15 protein-coding genes and 2 pseudogenes are annotated in these 14,960 nt (G+C 58.6%); 8 read left to right on the top strand and 9 right to left on the bottom strand.

Features of this window, described 5'->3' with window-relative positions; genetic code table 11:
• Positions 1-148: 148 nt before the first annotated feature.
• Positions 149-289: a hypothetical protein gene (locus ABQ278_RS05430; RefSeq protein ID WP_349321566.1), complete on the bottom strand. Its 141-nt coding sequence runs from the start codon at positions 287-289 to the stop codon at positions 149-151.
• A 35-nt stretch (positions 290-324) separates the two neighbouring features.
• Positions 325-1,332, bottom strand: coding sequence for an NAD(P)H-quinone oxidoreductase (locus ABQ278_RS05425; RefSeq protein WP_349321565.1), 1,008 nt, complete (start codon positions 1,330-1,332; stop codon positions 325-327).
• A gap of 100 nt (positions 1,333-1,432) precedes the next feature.
• On the opposite strand from ABQ278_RS05425, the gene ABQ278_RS05420 reads away from it, so the two are divergent.
• The 4 genes from ABQ278_RS05420 to hisN all read left to right on the top strand — a co-directional run bounded on the left by ABQ278_RS05420 (position 1,433) and on the right by hisN (position 4,048).
• Complete coding sequence (locus tag ABQ278_RS05420; RefSeq protein ID WP_349321564.1) at positions 1,433-1,648, top strand: DUF1192 domain-containing protein; 216 nt, start codon at positions 1,433-1,435, stop codon at positions 1,646-1,648.
• Positions 1,649-1,796: 148 nt separating this feature from the next.
• Positions 1,797-2,330: a DUF1465 family protein gene (locus ABQ278_RS05415; protein WP_018080821.1), complete on the top strand. Its 534-nt coding sequence runs from the start codon at positions 1,797-1,799 to the stop codon at positions 2,328-2,330.
• Between the two features lie 221 nt (positions 2,331-2,551).
• On the top strand, positions 2,552-2,935 hold the full coding sequence (locus tag ABQ278_RS05410) for a helix-turn-helix domain-containing protein (RefSeq protein WP_018080822.1): 384 nt from the start codon (positions 2,552-2,554) through the stop codon (positions 2,933-2,935).
• A gap of 288 nt (positions 2,936-3,223) precedes the next feature.
• Positions 3,224-4,048: a histidinol-phosphatase gene (hisN, locus tag ABQ278_RS05405; RefSeq protein ID WP_349322111.1), complete on the top strand. Its 825-nt coding sequence runs from the start codon at positions 3,224-3,226 to the stop codon at positions 4,046-4,048.
• 25 nt (positions 4,049-4,073) lie between these two features.
• Here hisN and ABQ278_RS05400 read toward each other — a convergent pair whose 3' ends face one another.
• The 5 genes from ABQ278_RS05400 to ABQ278_RS05380 form a co-directional block, all read right to left on the bottom strand.
• Positions 4,074-5,240 carry an alpha/beta hydrolase gene (locus ABQ278_RS05400; RefSeq protein WP_349321563.1) on the bottom strand — a complete coding sequence of 389 codons (1,167 nt, stop codon included), beginning with the start codon at positions 5,238-5,240 and terminating at the stop codon, positions 4,074-4,076.
• 16 nt (positions 5,241-5,256) lie between these two features.
• The gene (locus tag ABQ278_RS05395; protein ID WP_349321562.1) at positions 5,257-6,189 is read right to left on the bottom strand and encodes a methyltransferase; all 933 of its coding nucleotides are present in this window, start codon (positions 6,187-6,189) and stop codon (positions 5,257-5,259) included.
• Positions 6,190-6,350: 161 nt separating this feature from the next.
• Positions 6,351-6,836 (bottom strand): bacterioferritin, encoded by a 486-nt coding sequence (gene bfr / locus ABQ278_RS05390; RefSeq protein ID WP_349321561.1) that lies wholly within the window; start codon positions 6,834-6,836, stop codon positions 6,351-6,353.
• Between the two features lie 144 nt (positions 6,837-6,980).
• Positions 6,981-7,166, bottom strand: coding sequence for a (2Fe-2S)-binding protein (locus ABQ278_RS05385; protein ID WP_349322110.1), 186 nt, complete (start codon positions 7,164-7,166; stop codon positions 6,981-6,983).
• A 129-nt stretch (positions 7,167-7,295) separates the two neighbouring features.
• Positions 7,296-7,997 carry a glycine zipper 2TM domain-containing protein gene (locus ABQ278_RS05380; RefSeq protein ID WP_349321560.1) on the bottom strand — a complete coding sequence of 234 codons (702 nt, stop codon included), beginning with the start codon at positions 7,995-7,997 and terminating at the stop codon, positions 7,296-7,298.
• 200 nt (positions 7,998-8,197) lie between these two features.
• Between ABQ278_RS05380 and thiE the strand changes: the two genes are divergently transcribed.
• From thiE to ABQ278_RS05360, 4 genes and pseudogenes are all read left to right on the top strand, one after another.
• Positions 8,198-8,824, top strand: a complete 627-nt coding sequence (gene thiE / locus ABQ278_RS05375) for a thiamine phosphate synthase (RefSeq protein WP_349322109.1) — start codon at positions 8,198-8,200, stop codon at positions 8,822-8,824.
• Between the two features lie 205 nt (positions 8,825-9,029).
• Entirely contained in the window at positions 9,030-10,379 is a 1,350-nt protein-coding gene (locus tag ABQ278_RS05370; RefSeq protein WP_349321559.1) for an IS1182 family transposase, read from the top strand.
• A gap of 96 nt (positions 10,380-10,475) precedes the next feature.
• Positions 10,476-10,888, top strand: a pseudogene (locus ABQ278_RS05365) (transposase); the annotation flags it as partial.
• 65 nt (positions 10,889-10,953) lie between these two features.
• Positions 10,954-11,717 (top strand): annotated as a pseudogene (locus ABQ278_RS05360) (IS630 family transposase); the annotation flags it as partial.
• Between the two features lie 101 nt (positions 11,718-11,818).
• Here the strand turns inward: ABQ278_RS05360 and ABQ278_RS05355 are convergent.
• Together ABQ278_RS05355 and metE are read right to left on the bottom strand one after the other, a co-directional pair.
• The gene (locus ABQ278_RS05355; protein WP_349321558.1) at positions 11,819-12,499 is read right to left on the bottom strand and encodes a hypothetical protein; all 681 of its coding nucleotides are present in this window, start codon (positions 12,497-12,499) and stop codon (positions 11,819-11,821) included.
• A 66-nt stretch (positions 12,500-12,565) separates the two neighbouring features.
• Complete coding sequence (metE, locus tag ABQ278_RS05350) at positions 12,566-14,869, bottom strand: 5-methyltetrahydropteroyltriglutamate--homocysteine S-methyltransferase (protein ID WP_349321557.1); 2,304 nt, start codon at positions 14,867-14,869, stop codon at positions 12,566-12,568.
• Positions 14,870-14,960: the final 91 nt, after the last annotated feature.

Below are 14,960 nucleotides of genomic sequence, written 5' to 3'. Positions count from 1 at the left end.
CTACTACTGACAACAGGGATTTAGGCGCGACCGTCAGGCTTATGGCATCCTGGCTGCGACATTTGGCAGGGGTCTACAATGGCGCGGCCGGTTTGGGAAGGGCACGCACGGATTTAAGAAGACCCAGCCAAAGAGTAAGCCCCGTGGCTCAATACTCGCAATGCTGCTCTGTCCACCGCCCACCGCTATCAACGCAAGCGTCATGCGGATCGAACCACTTGCCCACACCCAGGACGGCGCCCACCACGATAACGACGGCCAGACCCAGCCAGATCATCCACTTTTTCATAAGATCACCAGTTTTGAACAATGTTCAATTCAATATCATGCCTGTAAGTCCAGCACAACCTTTCCTTTGTGATCCCCCTTATCCATCCACGCATGCGCGACCGCGGCATCCGCGAAGGCAAAGCGCTCCGCAAGGATCGGCCTGATCAGACCCTGTTCGATCAGCGGCCACACGCGCTCATGCACCTTGGCGGTGATCCGCGCCTTTTCATCGGCGGAACGGGGCCGCAGCATGGATCCGGTCACGATCGCCTGTTTCGCCATGATGCGGCGCAGGTCAATCTCTACCGTTGCGTCCTTGCCGAAGCCAACCTGAACAATGCGGCCGCGCATATTGAGACAGGCCAGGTTCTTGCCAAAAAAATCACCGGCCACGATATCCAGCACCACATCGGCGCCGCCAAAAGCCTTTACCGCCGCCACGAAATCTTCCGTATCGGTATCGATGACCAGATCGGCGCCCAGGGATTTTGCAAAAGCGCATTTATCCGCCCCGCGCGCCGTGGCGATGACCTTAGCGCCACCAATGTCCTTAAACATCGCCTTGGCCATCTGGATCGTCATCGCGCCAATGCCGGAATTGCCGCCATGCACCAGCACGGTTTCACCCGCCTGCAAGGCGCCATGTTCCATCAGGTTGGCGTAGACGGTCAGGATGTTTTCCGGCAGGGACGCCGCCTGCGCCAGATCGAGCCCTTTCGGGATCGGCAGCAGGTGGCGGATATCGACCGCCACGAACTCAGCATAGCCCCCGCCATTGACGAGTGCGCAAGCCGGATCACCGATTTTCCAGCCGATATCGTCACCATAGTCCGCCGGAAGATTTATGCTTTCAATCACACCCGAAATCTCAAGTCCCAGGACCTCCGATGCCCCCGGTGGTGGCGGATAGACACCTCGCCGCTGCAGGATATCCGGGCGGTTGACGCCGGCGAAGCTGGTCCGAATTAGCACATGCCCAGGCGCGACTTCGGGACGCGGCTTGTCGTCAAGGTAAAGATCGGCAGCACTCTGGCCGCCGCCGCGTATCGAAATGACTTTCATGGCTGATTCGTTTTCCTTGATTTCTTCGCGTAAGAGGCGTTTCATCTTTGACCGGACGATGGCCCGGAACGTGAATGACTGTCTACACGGGATATATAGGATGGCGATCTTAGACGACAATGAGGCGCTGGCGCTGCGCAATGGCGGTCCGTTGCACACTCTGGTTCACGAAGACCTTGATCCTTACAGTGTCGAGGACTTGCAGGTGCGTATACAGACCCTGGAGAGCGAGATCGTGCGGGTGCGCGAGATCATGGAGCGTAAAAAAAATCGCCGGTCGGCGGCCGACGCTTTATTCTCTTTTAAGGATACTTAACGATAACTCAACGTCATGGGTTCAGCACGAATGGCACAAGCGTTGCAGGGCCGGGTGAGACGTTTTCATGATGGCACGCGCACCAGATGGTGCAAAAGCGGGTCAGAACAGACTTCGCCGATATAGTTTTAGCATAAGGCTCCATAGTATGTCCGACAGCACGGCCCCCACCCTGAACGCACGCGTCTCCATTGTGCGCGATTTCGCTTCTTCCGATCTGTTCGACCGGACGTTCAAGGAGGGCATGGCGCTCGTCGAGGAAACCGCCGCCTATCTCGATGGCGATGGCCGCCGCGATTCCCGCCTGCTCAGCCGCGAAGATGCCCTGCTCTACGCCGGCGAAAGCATGCGCCTGACCACCCGCCTGATGCAGATCGCCTCGTGGCTCCTGGTGCAGCGCGCCGTCCGCGAAGGCGATATGGATGCCAATGACGCCTGCGACGACAAGTACCGCGTCGCCGCCCTGGCGCTCGAAGCCGGCGACAAGGCCCCTGCCCTGCCCGGCGGCCTGCTCAACCTGCTTGACCGTTCCAACCGCCTGTACGAGCGCATCTCCCACATGGACAAGCGCATGTTTATCGATGGCGAAGACGACGAGCCCAAGGTCAATCAGGTCATCAGCCAGATGGCCATGTTGCAAAACGCTTTTGGCGCTGAAAAGTTCTCCGGTCTCGAAGCGTAACCCAGGCGTTCCATTCTGAAGTTTGAGGCGTGCATTCCGGTGCACGCCTTTTTCATGCGCCCACCGTAACAATGTTCGCAAAGCCTTGTTCCGCAAGGACTTCTCCCCGTTTAAGCGAGTCCTTTTGGACACAAAGTCGCTTATGGCATGAGGTTTGAAACCCATAAGGCGAGCTGTCTCACTTCGACACAGCGCCACACACGAACCAGGGGTTTGAAATCATGGCTACCGATATCGATCTGCATCTGGGTAAGCGTCTGCGTCGTCGCCGTCGCCTGCTCGGTTTGACGCAACAACAACTCGCCCTCGCTGTCGGCATCCGCTTCCAGCAGATCCAGAAGTACGAATGCGGCGCCAACCGCATCTCGGCCGCCCGCCTGTTCCAACTGGCCAAGGCGCTGGAAACCCCGATCAACTATTTCTACGACGGCCTGACCGACGAGAAGACCGAAGTCGCCGCCGTGAACAACGAAGGCATCGAGGTGTTTTCGCGCAAGGAAACGCTAGACCTGATCCAGGCCTATTACCGCCTGTCAGAGCGTCCGCGCCGTCGTCTGCTCGATCTGGCGAAATCGCTCAATGGCGAGAATGAGCAAGCGGCTTAAGCCGAAATGCTTGGCATTTCAGCTTAAGCCTTGTTCGCAAGAGATACCTCGCAACGGCTCGGGCGCGCTTTGCGTTCTCCCCGCTCGTCGGTGAGCCGGGCGGCCGGTGCCGGTGCCGGTGCCGGTGCCGGTGCCGGTGCCGGTGCCGGTGCCGGTGCCGGGGACCGCGAGTTGACTCGAAATAGGACACGCAACGAATGGCTCGTGGGGGTGGGGTTTCTGACTTTACCAAAGCACACCTGCTACAAACCTCTGGACCCGCATGGCCGCTCAGGCTATGCGGGTTTCATGTCTCAAAATGCCCCCGATTACGCCGTCCTCGAAGCCTTTGCGCTCGAATTGTCCGCCGCCGCCGCCAGCGCCGCCCTGCCCCTGTTCCGCCTGCGCGACTTGAGCGAAATCAACAAAGGCAATGCCAGCCGCGCCGATGTCGACTTTGATCCGGTCACCGAAGCCGACAAAGGCGCCGAACGCGCCATCCGCGCACTGATCAACGCCTGCTATCCCGATCACGGCATCATCGGCGAGGAATACGGCAGCGAGAACACCGGCGCCGACTACATCTGGGTGCTCGATCCGGTCGATGGCACTCGTGCCTTCATTTCCGGCCTGCCGCTATGGACCACCCTGATTGGCCTGCGCTATCAAGGCCGCCCCGTGCTCGGTATCATCGCTCAGCCTGTGCTCGAAGAGATCTATATCGGCTCGCCGCTCGGTTCGCGCCTGATCACGCCCAAGGGCAGCACGCCGCTGGCCGTCCGCGCCTGCTCGGGCCTTGCCGACGCCGTGATCGGCACCACCGACCCGCATCTCTACACCGGCGCCGAGGTCGACGCCTATGCGCGCTTACGCACCACAGCGAAGCTGGTGCGCTATGGCTGCGACGCCTACGCCTTCGCCATGGTGGCGGCGGGTACGATGGATATCGCGCTGGAAACGGGCCTCAAACCCTGGGATATCGAAGCCATTATTCCGGTCATCGAAAACGCCGGTGGCGTCGTCACCAACTGGCACGGCCAGCCGGTGGGGCCCGAAGCCGGACAGGTGCTGGCCGCCGGTTCGCAAGCCCTGATCAATGAGGCTCTGACGCATCTGCGCGTAGCGGCTGATTAGAGCGTCACACTTTTCGGAAAGCGCTCTAAGCCAGTTTGTGATCATCCCGGGGCGCCGGATCATCCAAAAACGGTGCTTCTTCCGGAATTAGCGCCTCGGGTGAGATGCCTTCGGGCAGCTCGGAAGCCACCTCGGCGATGTCTGCCGCTGGCAGACCCACCGCGATATTGTCCTGAACCAGCTTGCGCGCCTGCCCTTCAAGAATACGCGGTGCCACGAAATCCGCCAGTTCGTCAAACGCCTCTATCGTCTGCTGACGGTAGGTATCGGCCTCGATCAGCAGTTCATGCTCGGCCCCGACAATCTCGATATATTGCGCCTTGCCGAGTTTCTTGGCGAACAGCTTGGACGGCTGCTTGTTGATGACATGGTCATCACCCGAACAGATGATGGTGATCGGCGTCTTGATCTTCTTGAGGCCCTTGTCCTTATCCTTCAGCAGGGTCTCGCCCAGCTTTAGCGCAAACTGCAGCCAGCCCCAGGTCGGCGAGCCGACCGCCAGGTGCGGACAGGCGAACAGTTGTTCGCGCCACAGATCATAGCGTACCGGATCGTGAGTCAGGGCGTCTTCCTCGAAGGTGTTCATGAACGGATCATCGAACAGTTCGGGGATATAGTCGGTGCCGCGGCCATGATTGACCTGCCAGTTGGTCTGGAAATTGACCGACCACAGGCTGTGCTTGCCGGTTTTGACGCGCAGCATAGGGTTGGTGAAGCAAGCGCCGGCGATACGCGTCTCGCCCTTCACCAGGGTGGCGAGGTTGAGCGCCGCGCCCATCGAATGCCCCAGCATGACCCAGGGTTTCGGCGCACGCTCCTCAAAGGCATCGAGCAGGCGCTGAAAATCATCAAGGAATTCATCGAACGAGCGCGCATGGCATTTCAGGCGATCCGGCAGCAGGCGCGCCGAAAGGCCCTGCCCGCGCCAGTCATGCGCCACGACGCAGAAATCACGGCTCAAAAGGTCGCTGATAACTTCATAATATTTTTCGATCGGCTCGGAACGTCCCGGCGAAATAAACACCGTGCCGCGCGCCGGACGATTGGTGTGGTGCGACACATGCCAGAAGCCGAGGCGCAGGCGCAGGCCACCCGCGCCGCGGAACCATTCACCCACGCCGCCTTCAGGCACACGCGATTCCGGCGTGAACATAAGCGGTGCGCTGGTCGAAAGGGCGGCTATACGGCTCACGTCGGTCTGGTCCCCATTATTGCGGCTTCCTGAATTTCAGAATCATCCGGTCGCTTTCGCCGATTGATTCGTACAGGGTGCCATCGAATTCCGGATTAGGCGCCTGTCCGCGCGGCGCTGTCAATCGCTGTGGTGGCAAGGTCCACACCCCAAACGGATGATCCTTGTCATCTTTCGGATTGGCGTTGATCTCGCTGGCGGCCACGAACTGGAATCCGGCCTCGGTGGCAAGTTGCCGGACGAAAGGTTCCTGCACATAGCCATTGGTGGCGCCGGGGTCCTGCACATTGCCGATATCAGCGCGATGCTGCTCAACACCCAGTATACCACCGGGCCGCAAGGCCGCATAGGCGTCAGTAAAGGCTTTTTCGGCGATGCCCTGCGCGATCCAGTCATGGATCACCAGCAGCATCAGCACACAATCGGCGCTGTCGGCCTCGGTCAGGGCTGGGCTTTCCGGCCCGAAAGCGGTGTATTTCGGCGTGCCATAGAGTTTCTTGTTGCCGTCGAGATGGGCCTTGTACTTCTCCATCAGGGTGGTGGCGGCGGCTTCCGGCGCCTGACTCTCGAACAGGGCGGCGACATACTGGCCCTTGCCGTGCTCAAGGAAGGGCGCCAGAATCTCGGTCGTATAGCCTGCACCCGGCCACATATCGATGATCTTGTCGCGCGGCTTGACCTCGAAGAAATTCAGCGTTTCGAGCGGATGACGGTATTTGTCGCGCGCCTTGTCGGCGCTGTTGCGCCAGTTGCCAGAGACCGCCCATTCGAGTGTGCCTTCCTGCTGCGCCAACTTCTGATCAATCACTTCCGACGGATCAGCATCCGGATCGATGGCGACATTATTGCCCGGTTTGCGCCCGCAAGCGGACAGGCCTGTACCCAGTCCGAGCGCAAGCGTTGCGCCCAGTCCGAGCCGGGTAAAATTTCTGCGACTAATAAGGCTCAAACATCCGGTCCCAGCTTATGGCAAATCACTCGTGGTGACCGCGAGGGCAGGTTAGGAGGTTCAATCTCAAAGGTCAAAGAGGAATTGGACTTTTTACGCAAGCCAAGGCGCAACAGCGCCGGCGGGCACTTGCCCTTACCACAATGAAGGCCTTGTGGACTTTACCCTTCGCCCTCAATTTCCTTCATGGCACTCTGGATGTAGTTCGGCTCCCCCATCAGCTTGATGAGGCCAAGCTGAGTTTCGAGGAAGTCGATATGATGCTCTGTGTCTTCCAGAATACGGCGCAGCAGTTCGCGGCTGACATAATCCATGTGGTCATCGCAGTATTTAACGCCGGCCACCAGCGTGGCGTGACCACCGGTTTCCACAGCCAGATCAGAGGTCATGCACTCGGTGATGGTCTCACCGATCCGCAGCTTGTTGAGGTCTTGCAGATTGGGCAGGCCATCGAGAAACAGGATGCGCTTGATAAGCATATCGGCGTGCTTCATCTCCTCGATCAACTCTTTGTAGACGATGCGGCCGAGGTGATACATGCCCCAATTTTCAATCATGCGCGCATGCAGGAAGTACTGATTGACGGCGGTCAGCTCATTGGTGAGCACCTTGTTCAACAGCTTGATAATTTCGGGTTGACCCTTCATGGCGCGCTCCTGTGTGTGGTATAGTGTAGCGAGCATCATAAAGGCCGCCTTCGCGGAAGTGAAGTATTTTTTTGAATGAAATCAAAAACTTGCTGCGAATGACAATAAGACATATTCGCAAATTTAACAGTCTGAAATGACTGACTATTCGGCCGCCATCGACATGGAGATTTGCGCGTCATCGATCATCTGGCGGATATCGCACACACACTTGGCGCACTGAGGGCGCGTGGCGCAGTGATCGAAAACGGCCTTGACGGTGCTGGCGCCAGACTCAATGGCGTTGCGGGCGTCGCGTTCACGGATAGCGTTACAGTTACAGACGTACACGGGCAACTCGGCTGGATGACAATGCGAATACGTCTCAAGTAACATCCCGTTAAGCCTATTGCAAGTCATTCGCACAATAAAAAGCCCTCCGGTACAAACCGGAGGACTTTTCAGATCGGTCGCTAAAGTTTAGCGATTGCTGTTGTAGCCGCTCTGTGAGCTGCTTTCGCGCCATGTGCCGTTACGGTCCTTGTAGCCATAGGCCTGAAGCTGACCTTCGTGCCAGCGCCCCCTGCTGTCTTTCCAGCCAAACGCGACCGGACGGCCTTCACGCCATGTGCCGGTGTTGTCACGCCAGCCCTGTACGCCCTGGTTATAGACCTGACCATTGCTGTAAGGTTGCCCGTTTTGGCCATTGTTATAACCGCCCTGGGTGCCTTGATTATAGCCATAGCCCGGCGTGGTGCGGCGTTGATTGTCGTAATAGACGACATCGTACATCTTGGTGTTGGGACGGCTCTTGTAATAGACGACGTTATAATCGTCCGGCGCATAGCCCGGCTGATAATAGCCGCTCTCGTAGGAATAATACTCGCCGTTCAGGCAGCGGTCATTGCTCTTGCCGACCTGATTACCGATCACGCCGCCCAGCACGGCGCCAGCGACAGTGCCAAGACCGCGCTCGTTCTTCGAAACCTGGCTGCCGAGGGCGCCGCCCGCCACCGCGCCAACGACGGTCCCGGTGGTGTTCGAGCCCTTTTTGACGTAGCAATAGCCGTCATATTCGGATGAATTCTGATATTGGCTTTGAGCCTGCGCCGCGGTTGAGCCGACGGTCATGCCCAGAATAAGCGCCGCCCCCGCCATTACTTTGGTTTTGGTGTGCGTCATGGGGGTAATCTCCTTCGTTATGCCTTGAGGGTCGCGCGTGCGCGCCTCAGTGAATTGGCAATATAATCCGCACCTTGAAGGGAACAATGCGGAACGCTGCCCCACAGGTAAGGACGCGATAAGCAAGTCTCCTTAGCGCTTCCTTGCGTTTGCTTGCCTCCGGCCTTGCCCTGACAGCACATTTCAGGCAAACCACCGACATGACCAAGACCCGCCTCTATCTCATAACCCCGCCCGCCATTCCCGACGTCGACGCCTTCGCCCGCGAACTCGAAGCCGCGCTTAAGGCCGGCAGCGTCGCCGCCCTGCAGATCCGTCTGAAAGACATCAGCGATTACGATCTTATCAACATCACCAAGGTGATCGCGCCGATCGCGCAAAACCTCGGCGTCGCCGTGCTGATGAATGACCGCGTGCAACTGGTGAAATCGCTCAAGCTCGATGGCGCCCATATCGGCCAGTCGGACATGCCGCTGAAGGAAGCCCGCGCCCTGCTCGGCAAGGAGGCCATGATCGGCGTCACCTGCCATAACAGCCGCGACCTGGCCATGGACGCCGCCGAGGCTGGCGCGGATTACGTCGCCTTTGGCGCCTTCTACCCGACCACGACGAAAGAGGTCGAGCACATGGCGGATCTGGAAACGCTCAATATCTGGCAGGAAACGATCGAGATTCCGTGCGTCGCCATCGGCGGCATCACAGCGGAAAACGCCCGCGACGTCGCCGAGGCCGGTGCTGACTTCATCGCCGTGTCCGGTGCGGTGTGGAACCATCCCGAAGGTGCCGCCGCCGGCGTGAAAGCCCTTCTGGCGGCCATCGCGGGCTAAATTACGACGATGTAACTTTGTTATTTCGTTGCGTATGGCATAGTCGGCCCTCTTCTGCGGGGCCGGTTATGACTGTCAAAACGAAATATACTCTGGGCTTTGCCGTGCTGGGCCTTGCCTTCATCGCCACCATGGCCTTCGCGGCAGCGATGGTTCTTTGCTAGCAGTCTGTCGGATTTAGCCAAATCCGTGTATGTTTTTTGGCATGGCAAATTTCAAGAATAGTGACCGTAGCCAAGCTTTTTTGCTTCCTCCCGATCTTCGGGATTGGTTGCCGGAAGACGATTTGGCGCATTTCGTGATCGCTGCCGCGGAGCGCGTCGACTTGTCGCTTTTCAAGATCAACGACCGCGGTTCGGGCAAAGCGCAATACCATCCCCAGATGATGTTGGCGCTGTTGATCTATGGCTACGCCAATGGGATTTTTTCGTCTCGACGCCTTGAGCGAGCGACTTATCGGGACATCGGCGTTCGCTTTGTTGCGGCGAACACCCATCCGGATCACGATACGATCGCGGCGTTTCGGCGAGACAACCAGACAGCTTTCGAGCGGGCGTTTTTGCAGGTTTTGCTTATGGCGAAGGAGACGGGTCTGCTCAAGGTGGGCACCGTTTCGATCGATGGCACCAAGATCGACGCCCATGCCTCCAAAATCCGCTCTGTCCGGTACGATCGCGCCCAGGTCTTGCGTGAAAAGCTTAAGGCCGACATTGCCGAACTGACGGCGAAGGCTGAAGCCGCCGACGCCTCCGATACGCCAGATCCGCAAGCCCTGCCTGCCGAAATTGTCCGTCGCGAGGCGCTGAAGTCCAAGCTCGATGCCGCTTGCGAGAGGCTTGAGGCCCAAGCCAAAGAAGAGGCGGAGCGTGTGGCTTATGAAGCCAAGAAGGCCAAGTATGATGCCAAGCGCGGCCGGCGTGGCAATCCGCCTGTTCCCCCCGACGACGATGCGCCACCGCCTCCCGAACGGCAGACAAATCTGACGGATCCGGATTCGGGCCTCATGCGCAAATCCAAACATCACGAATACCGTCAGGCCTATAATGCCCAGGCCGTTGTCTGCGCCGAAGGCACCCAGTTGATCCTCTCAACCGAAGTCTCGGTAACACCCTCAGACCAACCGACCTTCGTAGATACGATCCAGGCCATGCAGACCGGTATCGGCCTGCCAACAACCGTACTTGCCGACGCCGGCTTCGCCAGCGGTCCCGCCGTCGCCGCTATCGAGGAGATGCAGATCGAGGCTTTGGTTGCGATTGCCAAGACCCAGCCTCAAAGACCTTACGACTTCCGCCCGCCGCCACAGACTCCAAAGCCAGAGCGTCAAATCCTTGAACCGTGGAGGCTGAAAATGAAAGCAAAGCTGGAAACCGAAGACGCCAAAGCCAAATACAAGCTCAGAAAGCAGACCCTAGAACCTGTCTTTGGAATCATCAAATCGGTCTTGAAGTTCAGGCAGTTCTCCCTGCGAGGACTGCAAAAGGTCAAAAGCGAGTGGAAGCTTATCGCCCTGGCATACAACTGCAAGCGAATGGCTGCGCTCAAACCAGACTGAGACACCTAGAGCGGGATGACGTAAAATTGAATCGATTAGAGATTCCCCGTGAATCCAAATCATGATTCATTGGTTGGACATGATGGAGAGATGTCCATGCCCCGAGCCTATTCAATGGATTTGCGTGAGCGTGTTGTTGCGGCGGTAAATGATGAAGGTATGTCTCGGCATGAGGCTGCCCATCGGTTCGGCGTCGCGGTGAGCACCGCAATCAAGTGGGTGACGCGAACCAAGGAGACCGGCAGTCCTGCCCCCAAGCGAATGGGCGGTTATAAACCCAGAGTCCTCTCAGGATCTAATCGAGATTGGCTCTTGGAACGTACCCAAACTCCGTTCACGTTACGCGGTTTGGTCCGCGAATTGGGTGAGCGCAATGTTCGTGTGGACTATCGATCAGTTTGGCGGTTCGTTCACTCAGAAGGGCTGAGCTTCAAAAAAAAACGATAATGGCGAGCGAACAGGACCGGCCCGATGTTGCGCGTCGTCGAGAGCAGTGGCGCAAATTGAGGTGGTCCCCGAAAACTGGACAGCTGGCTTAGATATAATCTTGCCCCTATAGTGGCCACCGGCCAAGGGGTTTATCCCTGCCGTAGATGGTGTTGTCCGGTGGCGTCTGATCGATCTGGCCGGATGGATCCGCGATGAGTGGGGTATTTCCATCGCAGAGAACAGCCTGAGCCGTATTGTCCGTGATCTGGGGTATCGGAAGCTGTCTGCAAGGCCGAAACACCATGGCCAGAATGAGTACGCGCTTGAAGACTTTAAAAAAAACTGCCTGCCGAACTGGCAAAAATTGAATCAGGGTTCCCTAAAGGAACAAAGGTAGAGCTCTGGTATCAGGACGAAGCCAGGATTGGTCAAAAGAACAAGATCACAAGGCGTTGGGCTTTGCGCGGCACCAGACCAAGCGCGCCAAAAGATCAAAGAACCAAATGGGCCTATATCTTTGGTGCCATCTGCCCCCAAAAGGGAAAGGGAGCCGGCATGGTCATGCCCTTCTGCGACAGCTTCGCCATGGCCCAGCATCTTCGTGAAATTAGCGCCAATGTCGACACTGGCTGTCATGCCGTTCTGATACTCGATCGTGCTGGATGGCACACATCACAGAAGCTGGACATCCCCGAAAACATAACTTTGTTGCCCTTGCCTGCAAAGGCGCCGGAGCTCAACCCAGTAGAAAATGTCTGGCAGTTCATGCGCGAAAACTGGCTGTCCAACCGAATTTTCAAATCCTACGACGATATAGTCGCCCTGTGTTGCGAAGCCTGGAACAAACTTATCGACCAGCCATGGCGCATAATGTCCCTTGGCATAAGGGAATGGACAAAGGGGTACTAATCAGTGGAGGTTGGTATCAGTAAGATTAGGGCGCTTTCCGAAAAGTGTGACGCACTTTTCGGAAAGCGCGTCAAAACATAAAATTAGAGCGCCTACCTGATTTAAGCGGCGGGCTCCGCAACCGACCAGCCGATGGTCATTTCCTGCACCACGGGTGATGCCTTTTTCAAAACCGGATCGCCGGAATCCAGCGTGCGCTCGCCGATCAGCGAATCCGGCACAGGGTTGGTGTTGTCTTCGGCAAAGCCCATTCGCAGACCGAACATGCAGCCGCCGGGGATTTCCGCCAGCCGCCCGCCCTTAAGATCGCTGACATAACCGCCGTAATCCCAGTCGAAACCGCCGACAGTGAAGGCCCGGCCATTGGCTAGTTCGATGTCACCCAGCTTGCTGCCAAGGTGCAGGCCTTCCGGCCCCTTCCAGGCGGTTGACGTGCCGCGCGCCATGACAAGCGATACCTGCGTCATCGCTTCATCGGCGAACAGAACCTCCAGCCGGTGCTTAGAGTCCTTGTCGAAGAGGATAAGCCCCTTCTCTTCGGTGCCTTCGGCGCCGGGGATCATGCCCAGAGTTGCATCCTTGCCGTAGGTCGCCATCAGGCTCTTGGCTGTATCGCCCTGCTTGACCGGGCCCGCGCAGGACAGGGTATCGACCGCCATCGGCGCTGCCGACGCTACCGCCGAAGACGCCGGGGCCTGCGGCGCCTCATCTGTCTTCTTCTGCGGCGAACAGGCAACCAAAAGTCCCGTTAGAATAACAACGCTCGTAGTCTTGCGGATCATCAGGCTGCCTTAAAAGATTTCAGGCCCGCATCTTAACGACAAGAGGCGGGCCTGACCAGTAGGGCTTTACACCCAGACCGGATGCGTGGCGCGCAGGGCCTTGGCCGCGGCGACCATGCGCTCCAGCGCCGGTCTGGTTTCGGCCCAGCCGCGCGTTTTGAGGCCACAGTCCGGATTGACCCAGATCTGCTCGGCCTTGAGACGCTGACCGGCCTTTTCCAGCAGACGCTCCATCTCCGCCTTTTCCGGCACGCGCGGGCTATGGATGTCATAGACACCTGGCCCGATCTCGTTGGGATACTTGAAGTCGATAAAGGCTTCCAGCAGTTCCATGTTCGAGCGTGAGGTCTCGATGGAGATCACATCGGCATCCATGGCCGCGATGGCCCGGATGATATCGTTGAAATCCGAATAGCACATATGGCTGTGGATCTGGGTTTCGTCGGCCACGCCGGCCGAGGACAACTTGAAGCATTCCACCGCCCAGTCGAGATAGGCGTCCCATTTGGCCGGATCGATCGGCAGGCCTTCGCGGAACGCCGCCTCGTCGATCTGGATGATGCGGATGCCGGCGGCTTCGAGATCGAGCACCTCGTCACGGATCGCCAGCGCGATCTGGCGGCAGACGGCGCTGCGCGGCAGGTCATCGCGCACGAAGGCCCATTGCAACATGGTCACCGGACCGGTCAGCATGCCCTTCATCACCCTGGTGGTCAGGGATTGCGCATAGACGGCCCAATCGACCGTCATCGGTTTGGGACGCGACACGTCACCGAAGATCACCGGCGGACGGACATAGCGGGAGCCATAGGACTGCACCCAGCCGGACTGCGTGAAAGCATAGCCGTCAAGCTGCTCAGCGAAATACTGCACCATATCATTACGCTCGAATTCACCATGCACCAGCGCATCAAGGCCAATCTCTTCCTGCCAGGCGATCGCTTTGGCCGTCTCCGCCTTGAGGAAGGCGTCATAGTCGGCATCACTGAGCTGGCCTTTGCTGTGTTGCAGGCGTGCGCTGCGCACCTCGGCCGTTTGCGGAAAAGAGCCGATGGTCGTGGTCGGATAGAGCGGCAGATTCAGGCGCTTGCGCTGCTTGAGGATGCGCTCGGCAAACGGGCTCTGGCGCTCGCTCATCGGCAGCGTCAGGCGAGCGATGCGGTCGGCCACGCCCGCATTATGGATACGCGTCGAGACCTTGCGCGCCGCAAGGGCCTGCGCATTGACCGCCAGTTCAGCACTCACATCCAGGCCGGACAGCGCCGCCTTCAGCACGGAAAGCTCGTGCAGCTTTTGCGCCGCGAAGGCCAGCCAGGATTTCAGATCGGCATCCAGCTTGTCCTCTTGTTCCAGATCAATCGGCACATGCAGCAACGAACAGGACGGCGCCAAGATGACGTCGTTCAATTGGCTGATGACCGGCGCCAGACGGGCCACGAGCGCGTTGAGATCGGCCTTCCAGATGTTGCGGCCATCGATGACGCCAAGCGATACCGTCTTGCCATCCGCCAGTTCCGGCAGGCGTTCCAGCAGGGCGGGCCGCACGGTCAGGTCGACGTGGACACCCGCGACCGGCAGGGAGAAGGCCAGGTCGATATTGGCGTCATACGCATCAAAATAGGAGGTCAGCATGAGCTTCAGGCCCGGCACTTCACGCGCCAGATGGGCATAGGCCTCGGTCAGGGCCAGGGCCACCTGTCCGTTCGGCGCATTGGCCAGCACCGGCTCATCGATCTGCACCCATTCGGCGCCGGCGTCTCGCAAGCTTCGCAGCACCTCGGCGTAGACCGGCAAGAGACGCGGCAGCAGGCTAAGCGTATTGAAACCGCCGATCGCGGCCTTGGCCTGCTTGAGGAAGGTCACCGGCCCGACCAGCACCGGCCGGGTCTGGTGCCCCAGGGCCTTGGCCTCGTTATAGTCGCTGAGCGGCTTGTTATACGCCAGTTCGAAGGTCTGGCTCGGCTTTAGTTCGCTGACCAGAACGTGATAATTGGTGTTGAACCACTTGGTCATTTCCAGCGCCGGGACGCTGCCATTGTGGTTATGACCGCAGGCCGACACCTCGCCGGCGCCGCGCGCCATACGGAAATAGGTGTCGAGATCGCTGGCGCCCTTATAGGCTTCAGGTATAGCCCCGACCATAAAGGCGGTATCGAGCAAGTGGTCATAGAGTGAGAACTCGTTCGAGGGCAGGATATCGACCCCCAGTTCTTTCTGGCGCAGCCAGTTTTGCGCGCGCAAGGTCCTGGCCGCTTCCAGCAGGGACGCTTGATCCGTCTTGCCGGACCAGTAGGATTCGAGCGCGAACTTCAGTTCGCGCCGCAGGCCGATCCGGGGGTAACCGAGATTGGCAACGTGTAGAGTAGACATGGTTTGATCCCATAAAGGGAGCAAAGGTTCATTTGAACGCATGACAGAGGGCGAGCGAAAAGCCCGTCAGCCCGCGCCCCACTGGAAACCC

Origin of the sequence: Asticcacaulis sp. MM231 (assembly GCF_964186625.1) — a bacterium.
Lineage (GTDB): Bacteria > Pseudomonadota > Alphaproteobacteria > Caulobacterales > Caulobacteraceae > Asticcacaulis.
The sequence above is the reverse complement of the archived record's forward strand: the minus strand, read 5'-3'. Positions and strand labels throughout refer to the sequence as shown.

Excerpts from the sequence above, each read along its gene's own strand:
- ABQ278_RS05430 (WP_349321566.1), bottom strand. The coding sequence starts at position 289 with ATGAAAAAGTGGATGATCTGGCTGGGTCTGGCCGTCGTTATCGTGGTG.
- ABQ278_RS05425 (WP_349321565.1), bottom strand. The coding sequence starts at position 1,332 with ATGAAAGTCATTTCGATACGCGGCGGCGGCCAGAGTGCTGCCGATCTT.
- ABQ278_RS05420 (WP_349321564.1), top strand. The coding sequence starts at position 1,433 with ATGGCGATCTTAGACGACAATGAGGCGCTGGCGCTGCGCAATGGCGGT.
- ABQ278_RS05415 (WP_018080821.1), top strand. The coding sequence starts at position 1,797 with ATGTCCGACAGCACGGCCCCCACCCTGAACGCACGCGTCTCCATTGTG.
- ABQ278_RS05410 (WP_018080822.1), top strand. The coding sequence starts at position 2,552 with ATGGCTACCGATATCGATCTGCATCTGGGTAAGCGTCTGCGTCGTCGC.
- hisN (WP_349322111.1), top strand. The coding sequence starts at position 3,224 with ATGTCTCAAAATGCCCCCGATTACGCCGTCCTCGAAGCCTTTGCGCTC.
- bfr (WP_349321561.1), bottom strand. The coding sequence starts at position 6,836 with ATGAAGGGTCAACCCGAAATTATCAAGCTGTTGAACAAGGTGCTCACC.
- ABQ278_RS05380 (WP_349321560.1), bottom strand. The coding sequence starts at position 7,997 with ATGACGCACACCAAAACCAAAGTAATGGCGGGGGCGGCGCTTATTCTG.
- thiE (WP_349322109.1), top strand. The coding sequence starts at position 8,198 with ATGACCAAGACCCGCCTCTATCTCATAACCCCGCCCGCCATTCCCGAC.
- ABQ278_RS05370 (WP_349321559.1), top strand. The coding sequence starts at position 9,030 with ATGGCAAATTTCAAGAATAGTGACCGTAGCCAAGCTTTTTTGCTTCCT.
- ABQ278_RS05355 (WP_349321558.1), bottom strand. The coding sequence starts at position 12,499 with ATGATCCGCAAGACTACGAGCGTTGTTATTCTAACGGGACTTTTGGTT.
- metE (WP_349321557.1), bottom strand. The coding sequence starts at position 14,869 with ATGTCTACTCTACACGTTGCCAATCTCGGTTACCCCCGGATCGGCCTG.